The following is a 16577-nucleotide window of genomic DNA, read 5'->3' on the forward strand; positions in this document are numbered from 1 at the left end:
TTTTTTTAGTTTACTATAGAAATAATATTTTAATAAGATTTACTTTTATTTAATAATAAATAAGTAATAAGCATTTTTAAATCTTATTTAAAAAAAATAAAATACATATAAATAAAATTGAAATTATATTGTTTTGTAGTGTTGTCCCAAACACTTTTAAAATTATAAAAAACTACTTTTCTAAAATCACTAAAGTTAAATGCAACGAGGTAAAAAACTTGAATTTAAAATCAATGATTAAAATTAAAGTTGATTACAAGCAGGTAGGCTCTGATAGAATTACAAATGCCATAAGCTTATTGGATAACAAAAATAATTATATAATTTTAGATTTTGGTACCGCTACAACATTTGATGTTTTAATAAAAAATACGTATATGGGAGGAATAATAGCTCCTGGAATTAAGTTGTCTCTTAATACTTTGTCAGACAGAGCTACTTTAATCCCAAAAATTGAGCTTAAACGTATGAAAAAAGTAATAGGCAGCAACACACTTTCTGCTGTTAGATCAGGTTTTTTTTGGGGTTATTCTGGTTTAATTGACAATATGATTAATTTAATTAAGAAAGAGACAAGAAAATCCTTTAAAGTTGTATTGACAGGTGGATTTTCTGATTTATTTACAAGTTCAATAAAATCGAAAGTTAAACATAACCAAGATATTACAATTAAAGGTCTAATAAAGATTTCTGAGCAAATAAAATAATTATGAAAGATGAATTGTTATTTTGTCCACTAGGTGGATCTGGTGAGATAGGTATGAACATGAATTTGTTTGGTTACGGTCAACCAAGCGATCATAAATGGATAATGGTAGACATTGGTGTAACTTTTGCTGATGACACTATACCAGGTGTTGATTTAATTTATCCTGATCCTGGATTTATTGTTGAAAGAAAAGATAACTTGTTGGGTATAGTTTTAACTCACGCGCATGAGGATCACATTGGAGCAATCGCACATTTATGGCCAAAATTAAGATGTAAAATATTTGCTACTCCATTTACAGCAGTTTTGATTAAAGAGAAGTTTCGAGAAAAACAAATAGATATTACTAATGATTTACAAATTGTTGAATTAAATGGAACTGTTTCATTAGATCCATTCGAAATTGAATATATAACTTTAACTCATTCAATTTTAGAACCCAATGGCTTGAGAATAAAAACTCCTGCTGGTGTAATTTTACACACAGGAGATTGGAAAGTAGATCCCAATCCACTTATTGGTGACAATATAAATGATAAGAGATTAAAAGAAATTGGTGATGAAGGAGTATTAGCAATGATCTGTGACTCTACTAATGTTTTTAGTGCCGGTAAGTCTGGATCTGAACTTGATGTTAGAAAAAATATGTTAAATGTAATGTCGAGATTGAAAAAGAGAATTATCATCACTTCATTTGCATCCAATGTAGCAAGAATGGAGACAGCATTTTATTGTGCTGAGCAAACAGGAAGACAAATTTCACTAGTTGGAAGATCGATGCATCGTATTTATAAAGCTGCACGTCAATGTGGATATTTAAAAAATACAATTGAACCAATTGACCCTCGTGAAGCTAAAAATTTCTCAAGAGAAAAAATAGTTTATCTTTGTACAGGTAGCCAAGGAGAACCAATGGGAGCGATGATGAGAATTTCTAGTTATGTACACCCTGATGTTTTTATTGAAAAAGGTGATGCTGTAATATTTTCATCAAAAATTATACCTGGAAATGAAAAAAAACTTTATAAATTGCACAACCAACTTGTTAAAGATGGTATAGAAGTGATATCTGAGGAAACTGAATTTGTTCATGTTTCTGGTCATCCAAATAGAGAAGATTTAAAAGAAATGTATGAATGGGTTAAACCTAAATGTGTAATACCTGTACATGGTGAACATAGGCACATGATAGAACACATAAATTTTGCAAAAGAAATGCAAGTTCCATATCCTGTACAAGTAGAAAACGGTGATATAGTTAAGTTATATCCTGGTAATCAGCCTGAAGTTTACGACAAAGCTCCAAGTGGTCGATTATATTTAGATGGTAATGTAAGTGTCGATCCAGACTCACAGTCAATAAAAGATAGAAAAAATTTGAGTGCTAATGGATATCTTGAAGTAACTTTAATGATAACACCTAAAGGAAATATTCACAACAATCCTGTGCTTTCTTTTCGTGGGTTGCCAGTAGATGATAGAGAAGAATTTGTTTATGGGTTAGAAGAAGAAATAGAAAAAACTTCTAGAACTTTTAAAATTGGAAGCAAGCAACAAGAGCATAATTTAATTGATGCATTAAAAATTGCCTGCAGAAAATTTTCTAAAGAAAGAACGGGGAAAAAACCTTTCACTAATATTAACCTTGTTAGAATTTAATGAGTGTAACTGGTTTAGCAATTATCTATGTAATTATATGGTGGATAGTCTTCTTTGCTATACTTCCTATTGATGTAAACAGAGCAAAAACAGTAAAAATTGATGGTGAAGATCCAGGATCACCTGAAAACCCAAAAATGTTGAAAAAATTCTTGTATTGCACAGGTATAACAACTGTAATTTTTATTATTATTTATTTATTAATAAAATTTGAATATTTAAATTTAAGAAATATGATTAGTTAAGATGCTTTTATCAAATTCATTTATTCCGATATTAAAAAATAATCCTTCTGAAGCAAAAATTAAATCTCATCAATTAATGTTGAGAGTTGGTATGATAAAGCAAGCTTCTGCAGGAATATACTCATGGTTACCTTTAGGATTTAAGGTAATGAAAAAAATAGAACAAATTGTTAGAGAAGAGCAAAATAAGATTGGAGCTCAAGAAATATTAATGCCAACAATTCAGTCTAGTGAGATATGGAAAGAAAGTGGTCGATATGATGATTACGGTGAGGAGATGCTTAGAATAACTGATCGTCAAAATAGAGAAATGCTTTATGGACCTACCAATGAAGAGCAAGTTACAGAAATTTTTAGATCTTCAATTAAATCTTATAAATCATTACCCCAACTTATGTACCACATACAATGGAAATTTAGAGACGAAATAAGACCTAGATTTGGAATAATGAGGGGAAGAGAGTTTTATATGAAAGATGCTTATTCATTTGATGTATCAGATGAGGAAGCATTTTTTTCTTATAATAAATTTTTTCTTTCATATTTAAAAACTTTTAAAAGATTAGATCTAACCGCAATACCTATGGCTGCTGATACAGGCCCAATTGGAGGAAATTTATCTCATGAATTTATTATCTTAGCAGACACAGGTGAGAGTAAAATTTTTACTGACAAAAGAATTTTTGACTTAAACAGTGATGATACTCAATTAGAAAAATCTTCGTTAGAAGAAATGAGAAAAAAATATGAGCAATTTTATGCTGTGACAGATGAAAAGTTTAACAAAGATGAATTTGAAAAAATAGTTTCTAAAGAAAATCAATTAATCACAAAAGGTATTGAGGTAGGCCATATATTTTATTTTGGCGACAAATATTCAAAACCTATGAATGCATCAGTAGATTTACCAGGTGGAAAAAAAGATTTTGTTAAAATGGGTTCTTATGGAATTGGTGTATCAAGGTTAGTAGGGGCAATAATAGAGGCAAAATATGATGAAAAAAATGAAATCATGAAATGGCCATTGTCTGTTGCTCCATATGATATTGCTTTGATACCAATGATAAATAAAAACGATAATTCAGCACTAGATAAGGCTAACAATATTAATAATGAGTTATTAAAAAATAATATTGATGCTCTTATTGATGACACTGATGAAAATTTTTCATCCAAAATTAAAAAAATGAATTTAATTGGGGCTCCGTATCAAATTATCATTGGAAAGAAGAGTGAGGGTGATTTATTAGAGTTCAAAGAAACAGGTGGTGAAACTCAAAACTTGCCTTTAAGCAAAATTATAGAAATTATAAATAAACAAAAAAATTCAATTTGATTTCTACTTTAGAAAAAGAAATTACTTTTAGATTTTTAAAAGCTAGAAAAAAAGATGGCTTTTTAAATGTTATTTCAATATTTTCCTTCATTGGAATAAGTCTAGGTGTTGCTATTCTAATTATTGTTATGTCAGTAATGAATGGTTTTAGAACAGAATTAATTAACAAAATTGTTGGATTTAATTCACATGTAACTGTTAAACCTTATTCAAATTCAATAGATGAATATAAAATAAATAATAAACTAAAGTTAATCTCTAAGAATATAATTTTTAGCAATTCAGGAGAGGCAATTATTGTTAAAAATAATAATACTAAAGGAATAGTGTTACGAGGCTATAAACATAATGATCTTTTAAATTTAGAAGTATTAACAAATGAAAAATTTAAAGGTGAATTAAATAAATTTGATAAAAATTTTATATCAATAGGAAGCGAACTAAGTTTTTCTCTAAATCTTGAAATAGGAGATGAATTGACTCTAATGTCACCATCTGGTGTTCAAACAATAATTGGCAGTATGCCGAAACAAAAAACTTTTATTGTTAATTCAATTTTTAATAGTGGTTTAGCAGAATTTGATAACAATATTGCATTTATTGAACTTAATGTTTTAGAAGAGTTCTTTGGATACGATTCCGACGAAAGAAATTTAGAAATTTATCTGAAAAATCCAAATAATATCGAGTCTCAAAAATTAATAGTGAAACAAGTTTTTGTTGATGAATTTGTCTTTAGCTGGGCAGATATGAATAGTTCATTATTTTCAGCTCTAAAAGTTGAACGGAATGTTATGTTTATTATTTTGTCATTAATAATAATTGTTGCTGCATTTAATATTATTTCAGGATTAACTATTTTGGTAAAAAACAAAACGAGGGATATTGCTATCTTAAAATCAATTGGAGTATTAAATAAATCAATAATTAAAATATTTTTTTTAGTTGGAGTAATAATAGGTACTTCTGCAACAATTTTTGGTATTTTTTTAGGTGTAACTTTTTCTATTTATATTGAAAATTTTAGACAATTTTTGAGCTCAGTTTTCAATATAAGTTTATTTCCTGAAGAAATATATTTTCTAAGCAAGATGCCATCTGAGATCAACCCGACATCAATTATTCTAATTTCAGTTTGCTCAATAATTATAACTATTTTAGTATCAATTTTTCCAGCTTTTAAAGCGGCTAGATTGGATCCAATTAAATCTTTAAAATATGAGTAAGTATTTAGAATTAAAAAGTATATCTAAAAGCTTTGAGACTGAAAAAAAGATTAAAGTCTTAAAAGGTTTGTCGCAAAATTTTGAAAAAGGTAAAATTTATTCAATCATGGGCCCTTCAGGTTCAGGTAAATCAACTTTGTTAAATTTAATTTCTTTAATAGACAGACCTTCATCAGGTCAAATTATGTTTAATCAAAATCAAATTAATTTTAATGACACAGAAGAAAATGATATTTTTAGATCAAAAAAAATTGGTATTGTTTATCAACAAAACAATCTTCTTTCTGATTTTACTGCCATCGAAAATATTTATTTAGCATCACTTGCTAACAATAATGACAAAGAATTAGCAATTACAAAGGCTAAAAAATTATTAAAAAAAATTGGTCTCTCAAATAGATCAAATCACTTTCCTTCACAACTTTCAGGTGGTGAGGCTCAAAGAGTAGCTATAGCAAGAGCTATCGTAAATGATCCTGAAATAATCTTGGCAGATGAGCCAACAGGCAGTTTGGATATGAACACAGCAAAAGAAGTTTTTAAACTTTTATATAATCAAAAAAAATCAGATAGATTAATAATATTTGCAACTCACAATAGATTTTTTGCTAATAAGGCAGATTGCCTATTGGAGATGAGAGATGGTATTATAAAATCATCTAATGTCTGAGTCATTAAATCAAAACTTTAATCATTTAAAAGTCCATACACAATATTCTATATGTGAAGGCGCAGCCAAGATTGATGATTTACAAGAATATTGCAAATCAAACAAAATTAAATCTTTAGGAATAAGTGACACTTCTAATTTATGTGGAGCTTTAGAATTTGCAGAAAAAATTTCTAAATCAGGAACACAGCCAATTATTGGTACTCAAATTAATTTTAAACTAAATGATACAATTGGATTGTTACCTTTGTTTGCCTTGAATGAAACAGGTTATAAAAAAATTATTGAATTGTCCTCGAATTCATATTTAGAAAATGATGAATTAAGTGACCCTCATGTAAATTTTGATGAATTATTAAAAAGTTCTGATGGTGTTTCAGTTTTTTCAGGTACTGTTTTAGGTCTTTTTGGAAAATTATTTGATAAAGGAAAATTTACCGAAATAAACGAAATTTATTCAAAAATTAAAGAAGTTTTTGGAGATAGGTTTTATTTAGAAATTCAACGACACAACGACACTAATGAAAATGGGTTTGAAAAATTTAATCTAAAAAAATCTATAGAACTAGAAATACCAATAATTGCTACTAATGAAGTTTTTTATTTATCAAAAGATATGCATGAAGCACATGATGCTTTGATTTGTATTGGTAACAAAACCTATATTAATGAAAAAAATAGATTAAAATTAAGTGATCAACATTATTTAAAAACTAACTCTGAAATGACAGAGTTATTTGCTGATATTCCAGAGGCATTAGAAAACAATTACAACTTTCCTTTAAGATGTAATTTTAGACCATTATTCTCTAATCCTATATTGCCTAACATTAGTACTGATAAAGATGGTAATGCAGATGATCTTTTAACTAAATATTCTTTAGAAGGACTGAGAGATAAATTTTTAAAAGTTTTTAATGTTAAAGATAGTGAACTTGAAAATGATAAAAATTTTCTCCTTTATAAAGAAAGACTAGATCATGAACTTTCAATAATTATTAAAATGAAATATTCGAGTTATTTTTTAATTGTATCTGATTATATAAAATGGGCTAAAGAAAATGATATACCTGTTGGTCCTGGTAGAGGCTCAGGTGCTGGATCATTGGTTGCTTGGTGTATATCAATTACTGATGTTGACCCAATTAAGTTTAATTTAATTTTTGAAAGATTTTTAAATCCAGACCGAATTTCTATGCCTGATTTTGATATAGATTTTTGTGAGGATAAAAGAGATCTAGTTTTTGAATATTTAACAAAAAAATACAAAGATAGTGTAGCTCACATAATTACTTTTGGTAAACTTAAAGCAAGGATGGTGATCAGAGACGTTGGTAGAGTTATGGGATTACCTTATGGATTTATTGATAGTATATCAAAAATGATACCTTTTGATCCTTCTAGACCTCAAAATCTAACCCAATGTATAGCTGGAGAGCCAAGATTACAAAAGCTAATTAATGAAGATACTAGAGTAAAGAAATTAACAGAGTTATCATTAAAATTAGAAGGTCTTAATCGAAACGTCGCTACTCATGCAGCAGGAGTTGTGATTGCAGATAAAAAATTAACAGAAGTAGTTCCTTTATATAAAGATACTTCTGCAGATTTACTTTTACCTTCTACACAATTTGATATGTATTCAGCTGAAAATGCTGGTTTAATTAAATTTGATTTTTTAGGGCTAAAGACACTAACGGTAATAAATAACACTCAAAAATTAGTTAGAAAAAGAGATAAAAAATTTAATATTGAAGAAATAGATTTTGATGATCAAAAAGTCTTTGATCTTTTATCATCTGGTAAAACAGTAGGCTTGTTTCAAATTGAAAGTGCTGGAATGAGAGAAGCTTTGCTCCACATGAAGCCAAATCATATTGAAGATATTATTGCACTAGTAGCATTATATAGACCAGGCCCAATGAGCAACATACCAACTTACAATGATTGCAAACATGGAAAGCAAAAACCAGATTATTTACACCCATTATTGGAAGATATTTTAAAACCCACATATGGGGTAATTATTTATCAAGAGCAAGTAATGCAGATTGCTCAAAAACTTTCAGGATTTACTGCGGGACAAGCTGATCTCTTAAGAAGAGCAATGGGTAAAAAAAAGAGAGCAGAGCTAGAGAAACAAAAACAAGGTTTTATTGCTGGAGCAGTTAAAAATGGAATTGCTAAAGATGTTGCAGCTGGAATATTTTTAAAAATCGAACCTTTTGCAGAATATGGTTTTAACAAAAGTCACGCAGCTGCTTATGCAATAATTTCCTATCAAACAGCATATCTAAAAACTTATTATCCTAAAGAATTCATTGCTGCATCAATGACTATGGATATTTCTAATCAAAATAAATTAAGTGAGTTTTATGAGGAATTAAAAAGACTTAATGTTGAAACAATTAGACCTGATATTAATGAATGTTTTGCTGATTTTAGAACTATTGATGGTAAATTTTATTATGCATTAGGTGGAATTAAAGCCGTAGGTTATGAGGCAATTTCTAATATTGTTAAAGAAAGAGAGTTAAATGGAAAATTTGAGTCTATTAAAGACTTTATAAATAGAGTTAATCCAAAAGATATAAATAAATTACAATTAGAAGGATTGGTGAAAGCAGGAGCATTTGATAATTTAAACTCGAATAGACAAGCAATTTTTAACACAATTCCTAATTTAATTTTAAAAAATAAAAATATTTCTGAAAATAAGCTAGCCAATCAAATAGATTTGTTTTCTGATAACAATGAAGCACAGGAAGACATTATAGCTAAAATAGAAGATTGGAAATTTGAAGAGAGATTGTCAAAAGAATTTGAAGCAGTAGGATTTTTTATATCTGATCACCCATTAAATCAATTTACAGAAATTTTTGAAGACTATAAAATTAATGATTATGCAAAATTTATATCAGATGATAATTCAGAAAATGTTAATGTAGCGGCAACATTGCTTAAGGTTCAGGAGAGAAAAACTGCTAAAGGAAATGCATATGCAGTTTTAAAGTTAACAGATATAAATAGTGTATTTGAAATATTTATTTTTTCAGATTTACTTGAATTAAATAGAGAGATCTTAAAAGAGGGCAACTCATTAATTTTGACCTTAGTTAAGAATATTTCTAATGATGAAAATCGTTTTAAAAGAATTAATGTTCAAAAAATAGCTTCTTTAAAAGATTTATTTAACAGCCCAATTAATGAAATATCATTTAATGTTAAATCTATTGAACAAATCCAAGAGATTTCAAAATTCTTAAATCAAGACGGTAAAACCCAAGTAAAATTTAATCTCTCAACAAAAGATCAAATTTTAAATTTTCAATTAAAAAAGCCGATGAATCTTGATAGAAAATCCTTAAATCTTTTAAGAAAACAGCAAATTCAAGCAGAAATTAGTTAAATAAAACTTGTCAATTTTAATAAATATTTGTAAATAACAATTTAATTAAATTAACACGCACACAGTTGTTGGTTTTATACCTCCGGTCCTTAATTGGAAATTACTGTGGTGGCTTAACCGGGAATAAATATGAAAATACCTAACGTTACAATTCAACAATTATTAGAGGCAGGTGTTCATCTTGGACACAAAACTTTGAGATGGAATCCAAAAATGAAGAAATACATTTTTGGAAAAAGAGACTCAATTCACATTATAGATCTAACTCAAACACTTGAGTTAACTAAAGTAGCTTTAGAAAAGGTCTATAATACTATAGCAAATAATGGAAAAATTTTATTTGTATCAACAAAAAAACAAGCATCAGAAGCTATTGCAGAAGTTGCCAAGGAAACAGATCAGTATTTTGTAAACTACAGATGGTTAGGCGGAATGCTAACTAATTGGGGAACAATATCTAACTCAATAAAAAAGCTAAAAAAATTAGAAATTGATTTAGCTGCTGAGAATAGAGGTTTCACCAAAAAAGAACTTCTTAAAATGAGTGTTAAAAAAGACAAGCTTCAAAGATCGGGTGGAATAGCTGAAATGAAAAAAGTTCCAGAATTAGTTTTTGTAATTGATACTAATTATGAGTCATTAGCTATAGCTGAGTCATCAAAATTAGGTATTCCTATAATTGCTATTCTAGATAGTAATTCTAACCCAGATAATATTGATTATCCAATTCCTGGTAATGATGATGCAAGAAGAGCAATAGATCTTTATTGTAATTTAATTAAAGAAACGATCAATAATGCAAAAAGTTCAATTCAATCATCTGAGCCTAATCAAGAAAAAGCAAAATTAGGTAATAATGATGATAAAAATAAAACTATTCAAGAAATTGATAGAGAAAAACTAGAAAAAAAATTCTCTAAGGAAGATAAAGGAAAGTTAAATTAAAATGAGTGATATAGAAAAAGTAAAAAAATTAAGAGAAGCAACAGGTGCTGGATTTAAGGATTGTAATTTAGCAATCAAAGAGTCTGGTGGTGATTTAGATAAAGCAATTGAAATTCTAAGAGTTAAAGGAATATCAAAAGCCTCAAAAAAAATGTCTAGAGATGCTAAAGAAGGAGTTGTTGTAGTATCAGGTGATGAAAACAAAACTTCTGTAATAGAAGTAAATTGTGAAACTGACTTTGTTGCTAAAAATGATGACTTTATAAGTTTTGTTAAAGAATTAAGTGAATTAAACAACCATCACAGCTCTAATCAAGATGAATTAAAAAAAGCTGTAATGAAAAACGGACAAAGCGTAGATGATAATTTGGTAGCGTTAATTGCAAAAATTGGTGAAAAAATTACGATTGGAAAATCAAAAACTATTGAAAATAAAAGTGGAGTAAACAACCATTACCTACACACAGTTGTAAAAGATAATGTAGCAAAATTAGCTGTATTAGTGTCACTTGATACAAATGATAAATCAGATACAGTTAAATCATTTGGTAAACAATTATCAATGCATATTGCAGCCTCAAATCCTTTGGCACTTGAATCAAATTTAATTGATCAAGCAGTAATTGATAAAGAACAAGAGTTAGTTGCAGAAGAATTGAAAAATTCAGGTAAACCTGATGAAATTGCAAAAAAAATAAGTTTTGGTAAAATGAACAAGTTTAAGGAAGAAAATGCACTTTTAACTCAAGCTTGGGTTATGGAACCCAAGAAAAAGGTTCAAGATATTATCAAAGAACTTTCTATTGCAGATTTAAAAATTAAGGAATTCTTTAGAATAAAAATAGGAGAGTAAATGTTTGATGAGAAATCTTATGGTGTAAAAATGGATAAAGCCATAGACGTGTTTTCTAAAGAATTATCTTCCCTTAGAACAGGAAGAGCTAATGCTTCAATGCTAGATCTAGTGAAAGTTGATGTATATGGCCAACAAATGCCAATTAATCAAATTGGGAGCATAACAACTCCAGAACCAAGAATGATAAATATTCAAGTGTGGGATGTTAATAATGTCCCATTGTTAGACGCTGCAATTAAAAAATCTGATCTAGGGTTAAATCCTCAAATTGATGGTCAATTAATAAGGCTCCCAGTTCCAGAACTTAATGAAGAAAGAAGATCAGAGTTGAGAAGATTGATTAAATCAATTGGCGAAAAATGCAAGGTATCAATTAGAAATATCAGAAGAGAAGCTAATGAAGATCTGAAAAAATTATTAAAATCTAAAGAAATTGGTGAAGATGATGAGAAAGCTAAAGAAAAAATAATTCAAAACATAACAGATGAACATATAAAATCTGTTGATGAAAAAGTTTCTTCAAAAGAAAAAGAAATAATGACAATATGAATCCATTAAATCATGTAGCCATTATAATGGATGGCAATGGCAGATGGGGACTTAGGTACAAAAAAAATAGGAATGATGGTCACAAAGAAGGTTTGAATACTGTAGAAAAAATTATTAAAGAAACTTTAAAAAATAAAATTAAATATTTAACACTTTATGCATTTTCAACAGAAAATTGGAAAAGGCCGAAAAATGAGATTAATTTTTTATTTAATTTATTAGAAAATTTTTTAGCTGAAAAAATAGATGAGTTAAATAAAAAAAATATAAAGTTAAAAATAATTGGTATAAAAAATTTTTCGGAAAAGCTTAATAATTTAATTAATAAAGCAGAAAAAAAAACATCCAAAAATAAAAAATTACAACTTAATTTAGCTTTAAATTATGGATCAAAATTTGAAATATTAAATTCATTTAAAGAATTAAAAAAAAATAAAAAAAAAATAACAGAAAAAAACTTTATCAGTTATTTGCAAACAAAAAATATTCCTGATCCAGATTTATTAATTAGAACAGGAAATACAAAAAGATTAAGTAATTTTTTATTATGGCAAATTGCATATTCTGAAATTTATTTTGAAAAAAAATTGTGGCCATCATTTAATAGAAAAGATTACATTGAAATAATTAACAACTATAAGATGATAAAAAGAAAATTTGGAAATATTTAATGAACAACTTGCTAAAAAGAACTATTAGTTCAATAATAATAATAATATTGTTTTTTTTTTTGTATTATTGGTAATTCATTTTACTTTAATACCCTATTAATATTTTGTTACTCTGTTTCATTTTATGAATGGTCCAGGATGACTAAAAATAATCCATTAAGAATTTTTGGATTAATTTTTTTAACAATTTCTTTTTTTACAATTTATAAACTTTCAGAAGATGTCAGATACCTATTTCTAGTAATATTTATTTGTATTAGTACAGATATTGGAGGTTATGTATTTGGTAAAATTTTAAAAGGACCAAAATTAATAAAAATTAGTCCAAACAAAACATACGCAGGTATGATTGGTAGTTATGTTTTAACATTAATTTTTACCCCTTTATTTTTGGAATTTTTACAGTTTAACAATATGTCTTTATCTAGGGCAATAATTGTTTCATTTATAATTTCTTCAATAAGTCAAATGGGTGATATAGTAATATCTTTCTTTAAAAGAAAAGCTAAAGTAAAAAATACTGGTAAGTTGATACCTGGTCACGGGGGTATATTAGATAGAATTGATGGAATGATTTTTGCAGTCCCAACATTTTATATTTTAAATTTGCTTCAAATTTTTTGATCTATGAAAATTAAAATTGCTATTCTTGGATCTACAGGATCTGTTGGTAAATCTTTATTTGATATAGTGTCCAGGGATAAAAAAAATTATGAAATTCATCTTTTGACTGCACATAATAATTACAAAGAACTTTTAAAACAAACTAAAATATTTAAAGTCAATAATGTAATTATTTCAAATTTTAAAAGTTATGAAAATTTTAAAAAATTAAATAAAAATAAGAGAATTAAAATTTATTATGATTTTGATAATTTTAATAAAATATTTAAAAAAAAAATAGACTATGCAATGAGTGCAATTGTTGGTCTTAATGGCCTAGAACCAACTTTTAAAATAATAAAACATACTAGGAAAATTGCTATAGCAAATAAAGAGTCGATAATTTGTGGATGGAATTTAATCAAAAATCAACTAGTTAAATATAATACCAAATTCATTCCTGTTGACTCAGAACATTTTTCAGTTTCATTTTCAATTAAGGATAAAAAAAATATCATTGATAAAGTTATTTTAACTGCATCTGGAGGGCCTTTTTTAAATTTACCTTTAAAAAAGTTTAAAAATATAAATGTTAAAGATGCGTTGAAACATCCTAATTGGAAAATGGGAAAAAAAATCACTATAGACTCAGCAACTTTAATGAATAAGGTTTTCGAAGTTATAGAGGCTAAAAAAATATTTGAAATTAAATTTAGTCAACTTTCAATAACTATACATCCAAGATCTTATATTCATTCAATAATTAAATTTAACAATGGTCTAATTGAAATGATAGCACATGAAGCAGATATGAGGATACCTATTTACAATTCAATTTATGACTCTAAAAAAAAATTAAATTTTAAAAATAAAAAAATCAGATTTTCCGAATTAAATAATTTACAATTAAAAAGTGTAAACAAGTCTCAATTTCCATCAATAAAAATATTAGATTTGCTTCCAAAACATGACTCTTTGTTTGAAACAGTTTTGATTACAGCAAACGATGAACTTGTTAAACAATTTTTAGATAAAAAAATAAAATTTAATGATATATTCAAAAAATTATATACTTTTTTAAATAAAGCTGAATTTAAAAAATATAAACATGTCAGACCTAAAAATATTAAACAAATTTTGAATTTAAGTAATAATGTGCGTTTATATTTATGTTCAAACAAAATAAAAGATATATAACCCTTAACTTATGAAAAAATATATTCTTCCTCTTATATTGATTTATTTTTGTTTGTTAAATAAACCTGCTCATGCTGAAAATATATTGAATATAAACATTATAGGTAATGAGAGAATTTCAGAAAAAACAATTAAATTGTTTTCTAATATTAGTGAAAATGAGAAAATTACAGATTTTAAAAAAAACCAAATAATTAGAGATCTGTATGAAACAAATTTTTTTGATACAGTGTCTGTTAATGTTAAAAATAATACCTTAATAATTAATGTTAAAGAATTTCCAATTATTGATAATATTTTACTAGATGGTGTTAAAGCAAAAAAATACATAAAAGCAATTGAAAAAAATTTCAAATTTAAAAAAAGAGACTCGTATAATGAGATTTTTTTGTCAGATGAAGTAAACTCGATTAAATCAATATTAAAAGATTTTGGTTTCTATTTTGCCATGGTAACACCTTATGTAGAAACAAAAGAAAATAATACAGTAGATATAATTTATAAAATTAATTTAGGAAACAGAGCAAAAATTTCTAAAATATCTTTTATTGGTGACAAAGTTTTTAAAGATAGAAAATTAAGGAATGTATTGATTAGTGAAGAGTCTAAATTCTGGAAATTTTTGTCAAATAAGAAATTCTTGAATGAGGAAATTATTAATATGGATAAACGATTGTTAAGAAATTTTTATCTTAATAAGGGATATTACAATATTCAAATAAATTCATCATTTGCTAAATTAACAAATAATGAGGATTTTGAGTTAATATACAATATTTCAGCCAATGAAAAAATTTATTTTGGTGATTTAAATTTAGATTTACCAATAGATTTCAATGAAAAAAATTACAAAAAACTTAAAGAAACTCTTTATGATTTAAAAGGAAAACCATATTCTATATTGTCAATTGAAAAAATTTTAGATGAGATAGATATAATTACCTTAAATGATGAATATCAAAGTATAAATGCTGAAGTATTAGAAAATATTAACTCTAATATACTTGATATAAATTTTCAGATACGACAAACTGATAGAGTTACAGTAGAAAGAATAAACATTCTAGGTAATAACGTAACAAGAGAGAATGTTATTAGAAACTACCTTGAGATTAACGAAGGTGACACTTTTAATGAAATACTTTTAAATAAATCAGAAAATAATTTACAAAGTTTAAATTTTTTTAAAGACATAAAGACAAATGTTTCAGACGGTAAAGATAAAAATTCTAAAATAGTTAATTTATCTGTGGTAGAAAAACCAACAGGAGAAATTTCTGCTGGCGCAGGTTTAGGAACTTCTGGAGGTACTCTTGCTTTTTCAGTAAAAGAAAATAATTATTTGGGCCAAGGACTATCTTTAGATGCAAACGCATCAGTTTCTGCTGAAAGTTTTAAAGGAAAATTTAGTGTTACTAACCCAAAATACAATAATACTGATAAGTCAGTTTTTTTTAACATTCAAGCCTTGGAAATAGACAAACTCAAAAAAAGTGGATTTAAAACAAATAAAACTGGTTTTGAAATCGGTACAGATTTTGAGCAGTATAAGGATTTTAATTTTGGTATATCTACTAGATCTTTTTACGAAAAAATAGAGACTAATTCTAATGCATCTGTTAGACAAAAAAAACAAACAGGAGATTATTGGGATACTTTTTTAAAATTTGATTTTTTTCTGGACAAAAGAAACCAAAAATTTAGAACAACTGATGGTTTTTATTCTAGATATAGTATTGATACTCCAATAATTAGTGAGAACAATACTTTAACAAATAGTTATGATTTTAAAGTTTTTAGTGAATTATTTAATGAGAATGTTTCTTCAATGTCATTAACACTTAAAAGTGCTCACTCAATTACAGGTGATGATGTTAAATTAACTGAGAGATTAAATGTACCTTCGAAAAAATTAAGAGGATTTGAGAGCGGCAAAGTTGGACCTAAAGATGGAAATGATTTTATAGGAGGAAATTTTATAACAGCTTTAAATTTTAATACTACAGTCCCACAACTTTTTCCAAATCAACAAAATTTAGATGCTTTGATTTTTATAGACACAGCTAATGTGTGGGGTGTAGATTATGATTCTTCATTAAATGATTCAAGTAAATTAAGATCTTCTATTGGTTTAGCTGTAGATTGGTATACTTTTTTAGGTCCTTTATCATTTTCATTAGCAGAAGTTATTTCAAAAACTGATAGCGATATTGAAGAGACTTTTAGATTTAATATAGGTACTTCTTTTTAATGTTAAAAAAAATTACCTTAATTTTATCAATATTTTTATTTAGTTGTTCAGCTAGTTTTTCAGAGCAAGTTGCAATAATTGATTTAGATTTTTTATTAACTAATTCAAATAAAGGTAAATTAATATTAGAAAATCTAAAAAAATTAGATGAAAAAAATATTAAGGAATTAAAACTTAAAAGTGATAAATTAAGCGAATTAGAGAATGAAATTAAAAATAAAAAAAATATAATTTCAAATGAAGCTTATAAT

General features: G+C 26.6%; 15 protein-coding genes. All 15 read left to right on the top strand.

All coding sequences use genetic code 11. From position 1 onward, the window contains the following. The first annotated feature begins 80 nt into the window (after positions 1–80). A complete protein-coding gene (locus ACTTA5_RS07065) occupies positions 81–707 on the top strand; it encodes a type III pantothenate kinase (RefSeq protein ID WP_440649028.1) in 627 nt (208 codons plus the stop codon). Positions 708–709: 2 nt separating this feature from the next. Further along, positions 710–2368, top strand: coding sequence for a ribonuclease J (locus ACTTA5_RS07070; RefSeq protein WP_440649003.1), 1659 nt, complete (start codon positions 710–712; stop codon positions 2366–2368). Then, the gene (locus ACTTA5_RS07075; protein WP_075506651.1) at positions 2368–2613 is read left to right on the top strand and encodes a DUF1467 family protein; all 246 of its coding nucleotides are present in this window, start codon (positions 2368–2370) and stop codon (positions 2611–2613) included. The genes ACTTA5_RS07070 and ACTTA5_RS07075 overlap by 1 nt, the downstream gene beginning before the upstream one ends. Before the next feature lies 1 nt (position 2614). Continuing rightward, on the top strand, positions 2615–3949 hold the full coding sequence (gene proS / locus ACTTA5_RS07080; protein WP_440649005.1) for a proline--tRNA ligase: 1335 nt from the start codon (positions 2615–2617) through the stop codon (positions 3947–3949). Beyond that, a complete protein-coding gene (locus tag ACTTA5_RS07085) occupies positions 3946–5175 on the top strand; it encodes a lipoprotein-releasing ABC transporter permease subunit (RefSeq protein ID WP_440649007.1) in 1230 nt (409 codons plus the stop codon). The genes proS and ACTTA5_RS07085 overlap by 4 nt, the downstream gene beginning before the upstream one ends. After that, the gene (locus ACTTA5_RS07090) at positions 5168–5845 is read left to right on the top strand and encodes an ABC transporter ATP-binding protein (RefSeq protein WP_440649009.1); all 678 of its coding nucleotides are present in this window, start codon (positions 5168–5170) and stop codon (positions 5843–5845) included. The genes ACTTA5_RS07085 and ACTTA5_RS07090 overlap by 8 nt, the downstream gene beginning before the upstream one ends. Next, positions 5838–9254: a DNA polymerase III subunit alpha gene (gene dnaE, locus ACTTA5_RS07095; RefSeq protein WP_440649011.1), complete on the top strand. Its 3417-nt coding sequence runs from the start codon at positions 5838–5840 to the stop codon at positions 9252–9254. The genes ACTTA5_RS07090 and dnaE overlap by 8 nt, the downstream gene beginning before the upstream one ends. A 129-nt stretch (positions 9255–9383) precedes the next feature. Then, positions 9384–10199, top strand: coding sequence for a 30S ribosomal protein S2 (gene rpsB, locus ACTTA5_RS07100; protein ID WP_440649013.1), 816 nt, complete (start codon positions 9384–9386; stop codon positions 10197–10199). A 1-nt stretch (position 10200) separates the two neighbouring features. Continuing rightward, positions 10201–11052 carry a translation elongation factor Ts gene (gene tsf / locus ACTTA5_RS07105; RefSeq protein ID WP_440649015.1) on the top strand — a complete coding sequence of 284 codons (852 nt, stop codon included), beginning with the start codon at positions 10201–10203 and terminating at the stop codon, positions 11050–11052. Continuing rightward, positions 11053–11604, top strand: coding sequence for a ribosome recycling factor (gene frr, locus ACTTA5_RS07110; RefSeq protein WP_440649017.1), 552 nt, complete (start codon positions 11053–11055; stop codon positions 11602–11604). Then, a complete protein-coding gene (gene uppS / locus ACTTA5_RS07115; RefSeq protein WP_440649019.1) occupies positions 11601–12275 on the top strand; it encodes a polyprenyl diphosphate synthase in 675 nt (224 codons plus the stop codon). The genes frr and uppS overlap by 4 nt, the downstream gene beginning before the upstream one ends. A 138-nt stretch (positions 12276–12413) precedes the next feature. After that, positions 12414–12899, top strand: a complete 486-nt coding sequence (locus tag ACTTA5_RS07120) for a phosphatidate cytidylyltransferase (protein ID WP_440649021.1) — start codon at positions 12414–12416, stop codon at positions 12897–12899. A 3-nt stretch (positions 12900–12902) separates the two neighbouring features. Continuing rightward, positions 12903–14075: a 1-deoxy-D-xylulose-5-phosphate reductoisomerase gene (locus ACTTA5_RS07125; RefSeq protein WP_440649023.1), complete on the top strand. Its 1173-nt coding sequence runs from the start codon at positions 12903–12905 to the stop codon at positions 14073–14075. 10 nt (positions 14076–14085) lie between these two features. Beyond that, positions 14086–16326, top strand: coding sequence for an outer membrane protein assembly factor BamA (bamA, locus tag ACTTA5_RS07130; RefSeq protein ID WP_440649025.1), 2241 nt, complete (start codon positions 14086–14088; stop codon positions 16324–16326). Beyond that, on the top strand, positions 16326–16577 hold a 252-nt coding region (locus ACTTA5_RS07135; protein WP_440649027.1), incomplete at its 3' end, for a hypothetical protein. The genes bamA and ACTTA5_RS07135, both read left to right, overlap by 1 nt.

The sequence above is a fragment of the Candidatus Pelagibacter sp. HIMB1521 genome, from assembly GCF_052047875.1.
In the GTDB taxonomy this organism is placed as follows: domain Bacteria; phylum Pseudomonadota; class Alphaproteobacteria; order Pelagibacterales; family Pelagibacteraceae; genus Pelagibacter.

What these genes read in the sequence shown, in the direction of transcription:
- ACTTA5_RS07070 (WP_440649003.1), top strand. Translation starts at nt 710, where the DNA reads ATGAAAGATGAATTGTTATTTTGTCCACTAGGTGGATCTGGTGAGATA.
- ACTTA5_RS07075 (WP_075506651.1), top strand. Translation starts at nt 2,368, where the DNA reads ATGAGTGTAACTGGTTTAGCAATTATCTATGTAATTATATGGTGGATA.
- proS (WP_440649005.1), top strand. Translation starts at nt 2,615, where the DNA reads ATGCTTTTATCAAATTCATTTATTCCGATATTAAAAAATAATCCTTCT.
- ACTTA5_RS07090 (WP_440649009.1), top strand. Translation starts at nt 5,168, where the DNA reads ATGAGTAAGTATTTAGAATTAAAAAGTATATCTAAAAGCTTTGAGACT.
- dnaE (WP_440649011.1), top strand. Translation starts at nt 5,838, where the DNA reads ATGTCTGAGTCATTAAATCAAAACTTTAATCATTTAAAAGTCCATACA.
- rpsB (WP_440649013.1), top strand. Translation starts at nt 9,384, where the DNA reads ATGAAAATACCTAACGTTACAATTCAACAATTATTAGAGGCAGGTGTT.
- tsf (WP_440649015.1), top strand. Translation starts at nt 10,201, where the DNA reads ATGAGTGATATAGAAAAAGTAAAAAAATTAAGAGAAGCAACAGGTGCT.
- frr (WP_440649017.1), top strand. Translation starts at nt 11,053, where the DNA reads ATGTTTGATGAGAAATCTTATGGTGTAAAAATGGATAAAGCCATAGAC.
- uppS (WP_440649019.1), top strand. Translation starts at nt 11,601, where the DNA reads ATGAATCCATTAAATCATGTAGCCATTATAATGGATGGCAATGGCAGA.
- ACTTA5_RS07120 (WP_440649021.1), top strand. Translation starts at nt 12,414, where the DNA reads ATGACTAAAAATAATCCATTAAGAATTTTTGGATTAATTTTTTTAACA.
- ACTTA5_RS07125 (WP_440649023.1), top strand. Translation starts at nt 12,903, where the DNA reads ATGAAAATTAAAATTGCTATTCTTGGATCTACAGGATCTGTTGGTAAA.
- bamA (WP_440649025.1), top strand. Translation starts at nt 14,086, where the DNA reads ATGAAAAAATATATTCTTCCTCTTATATTGATTTATTTTTGTTTGTTA.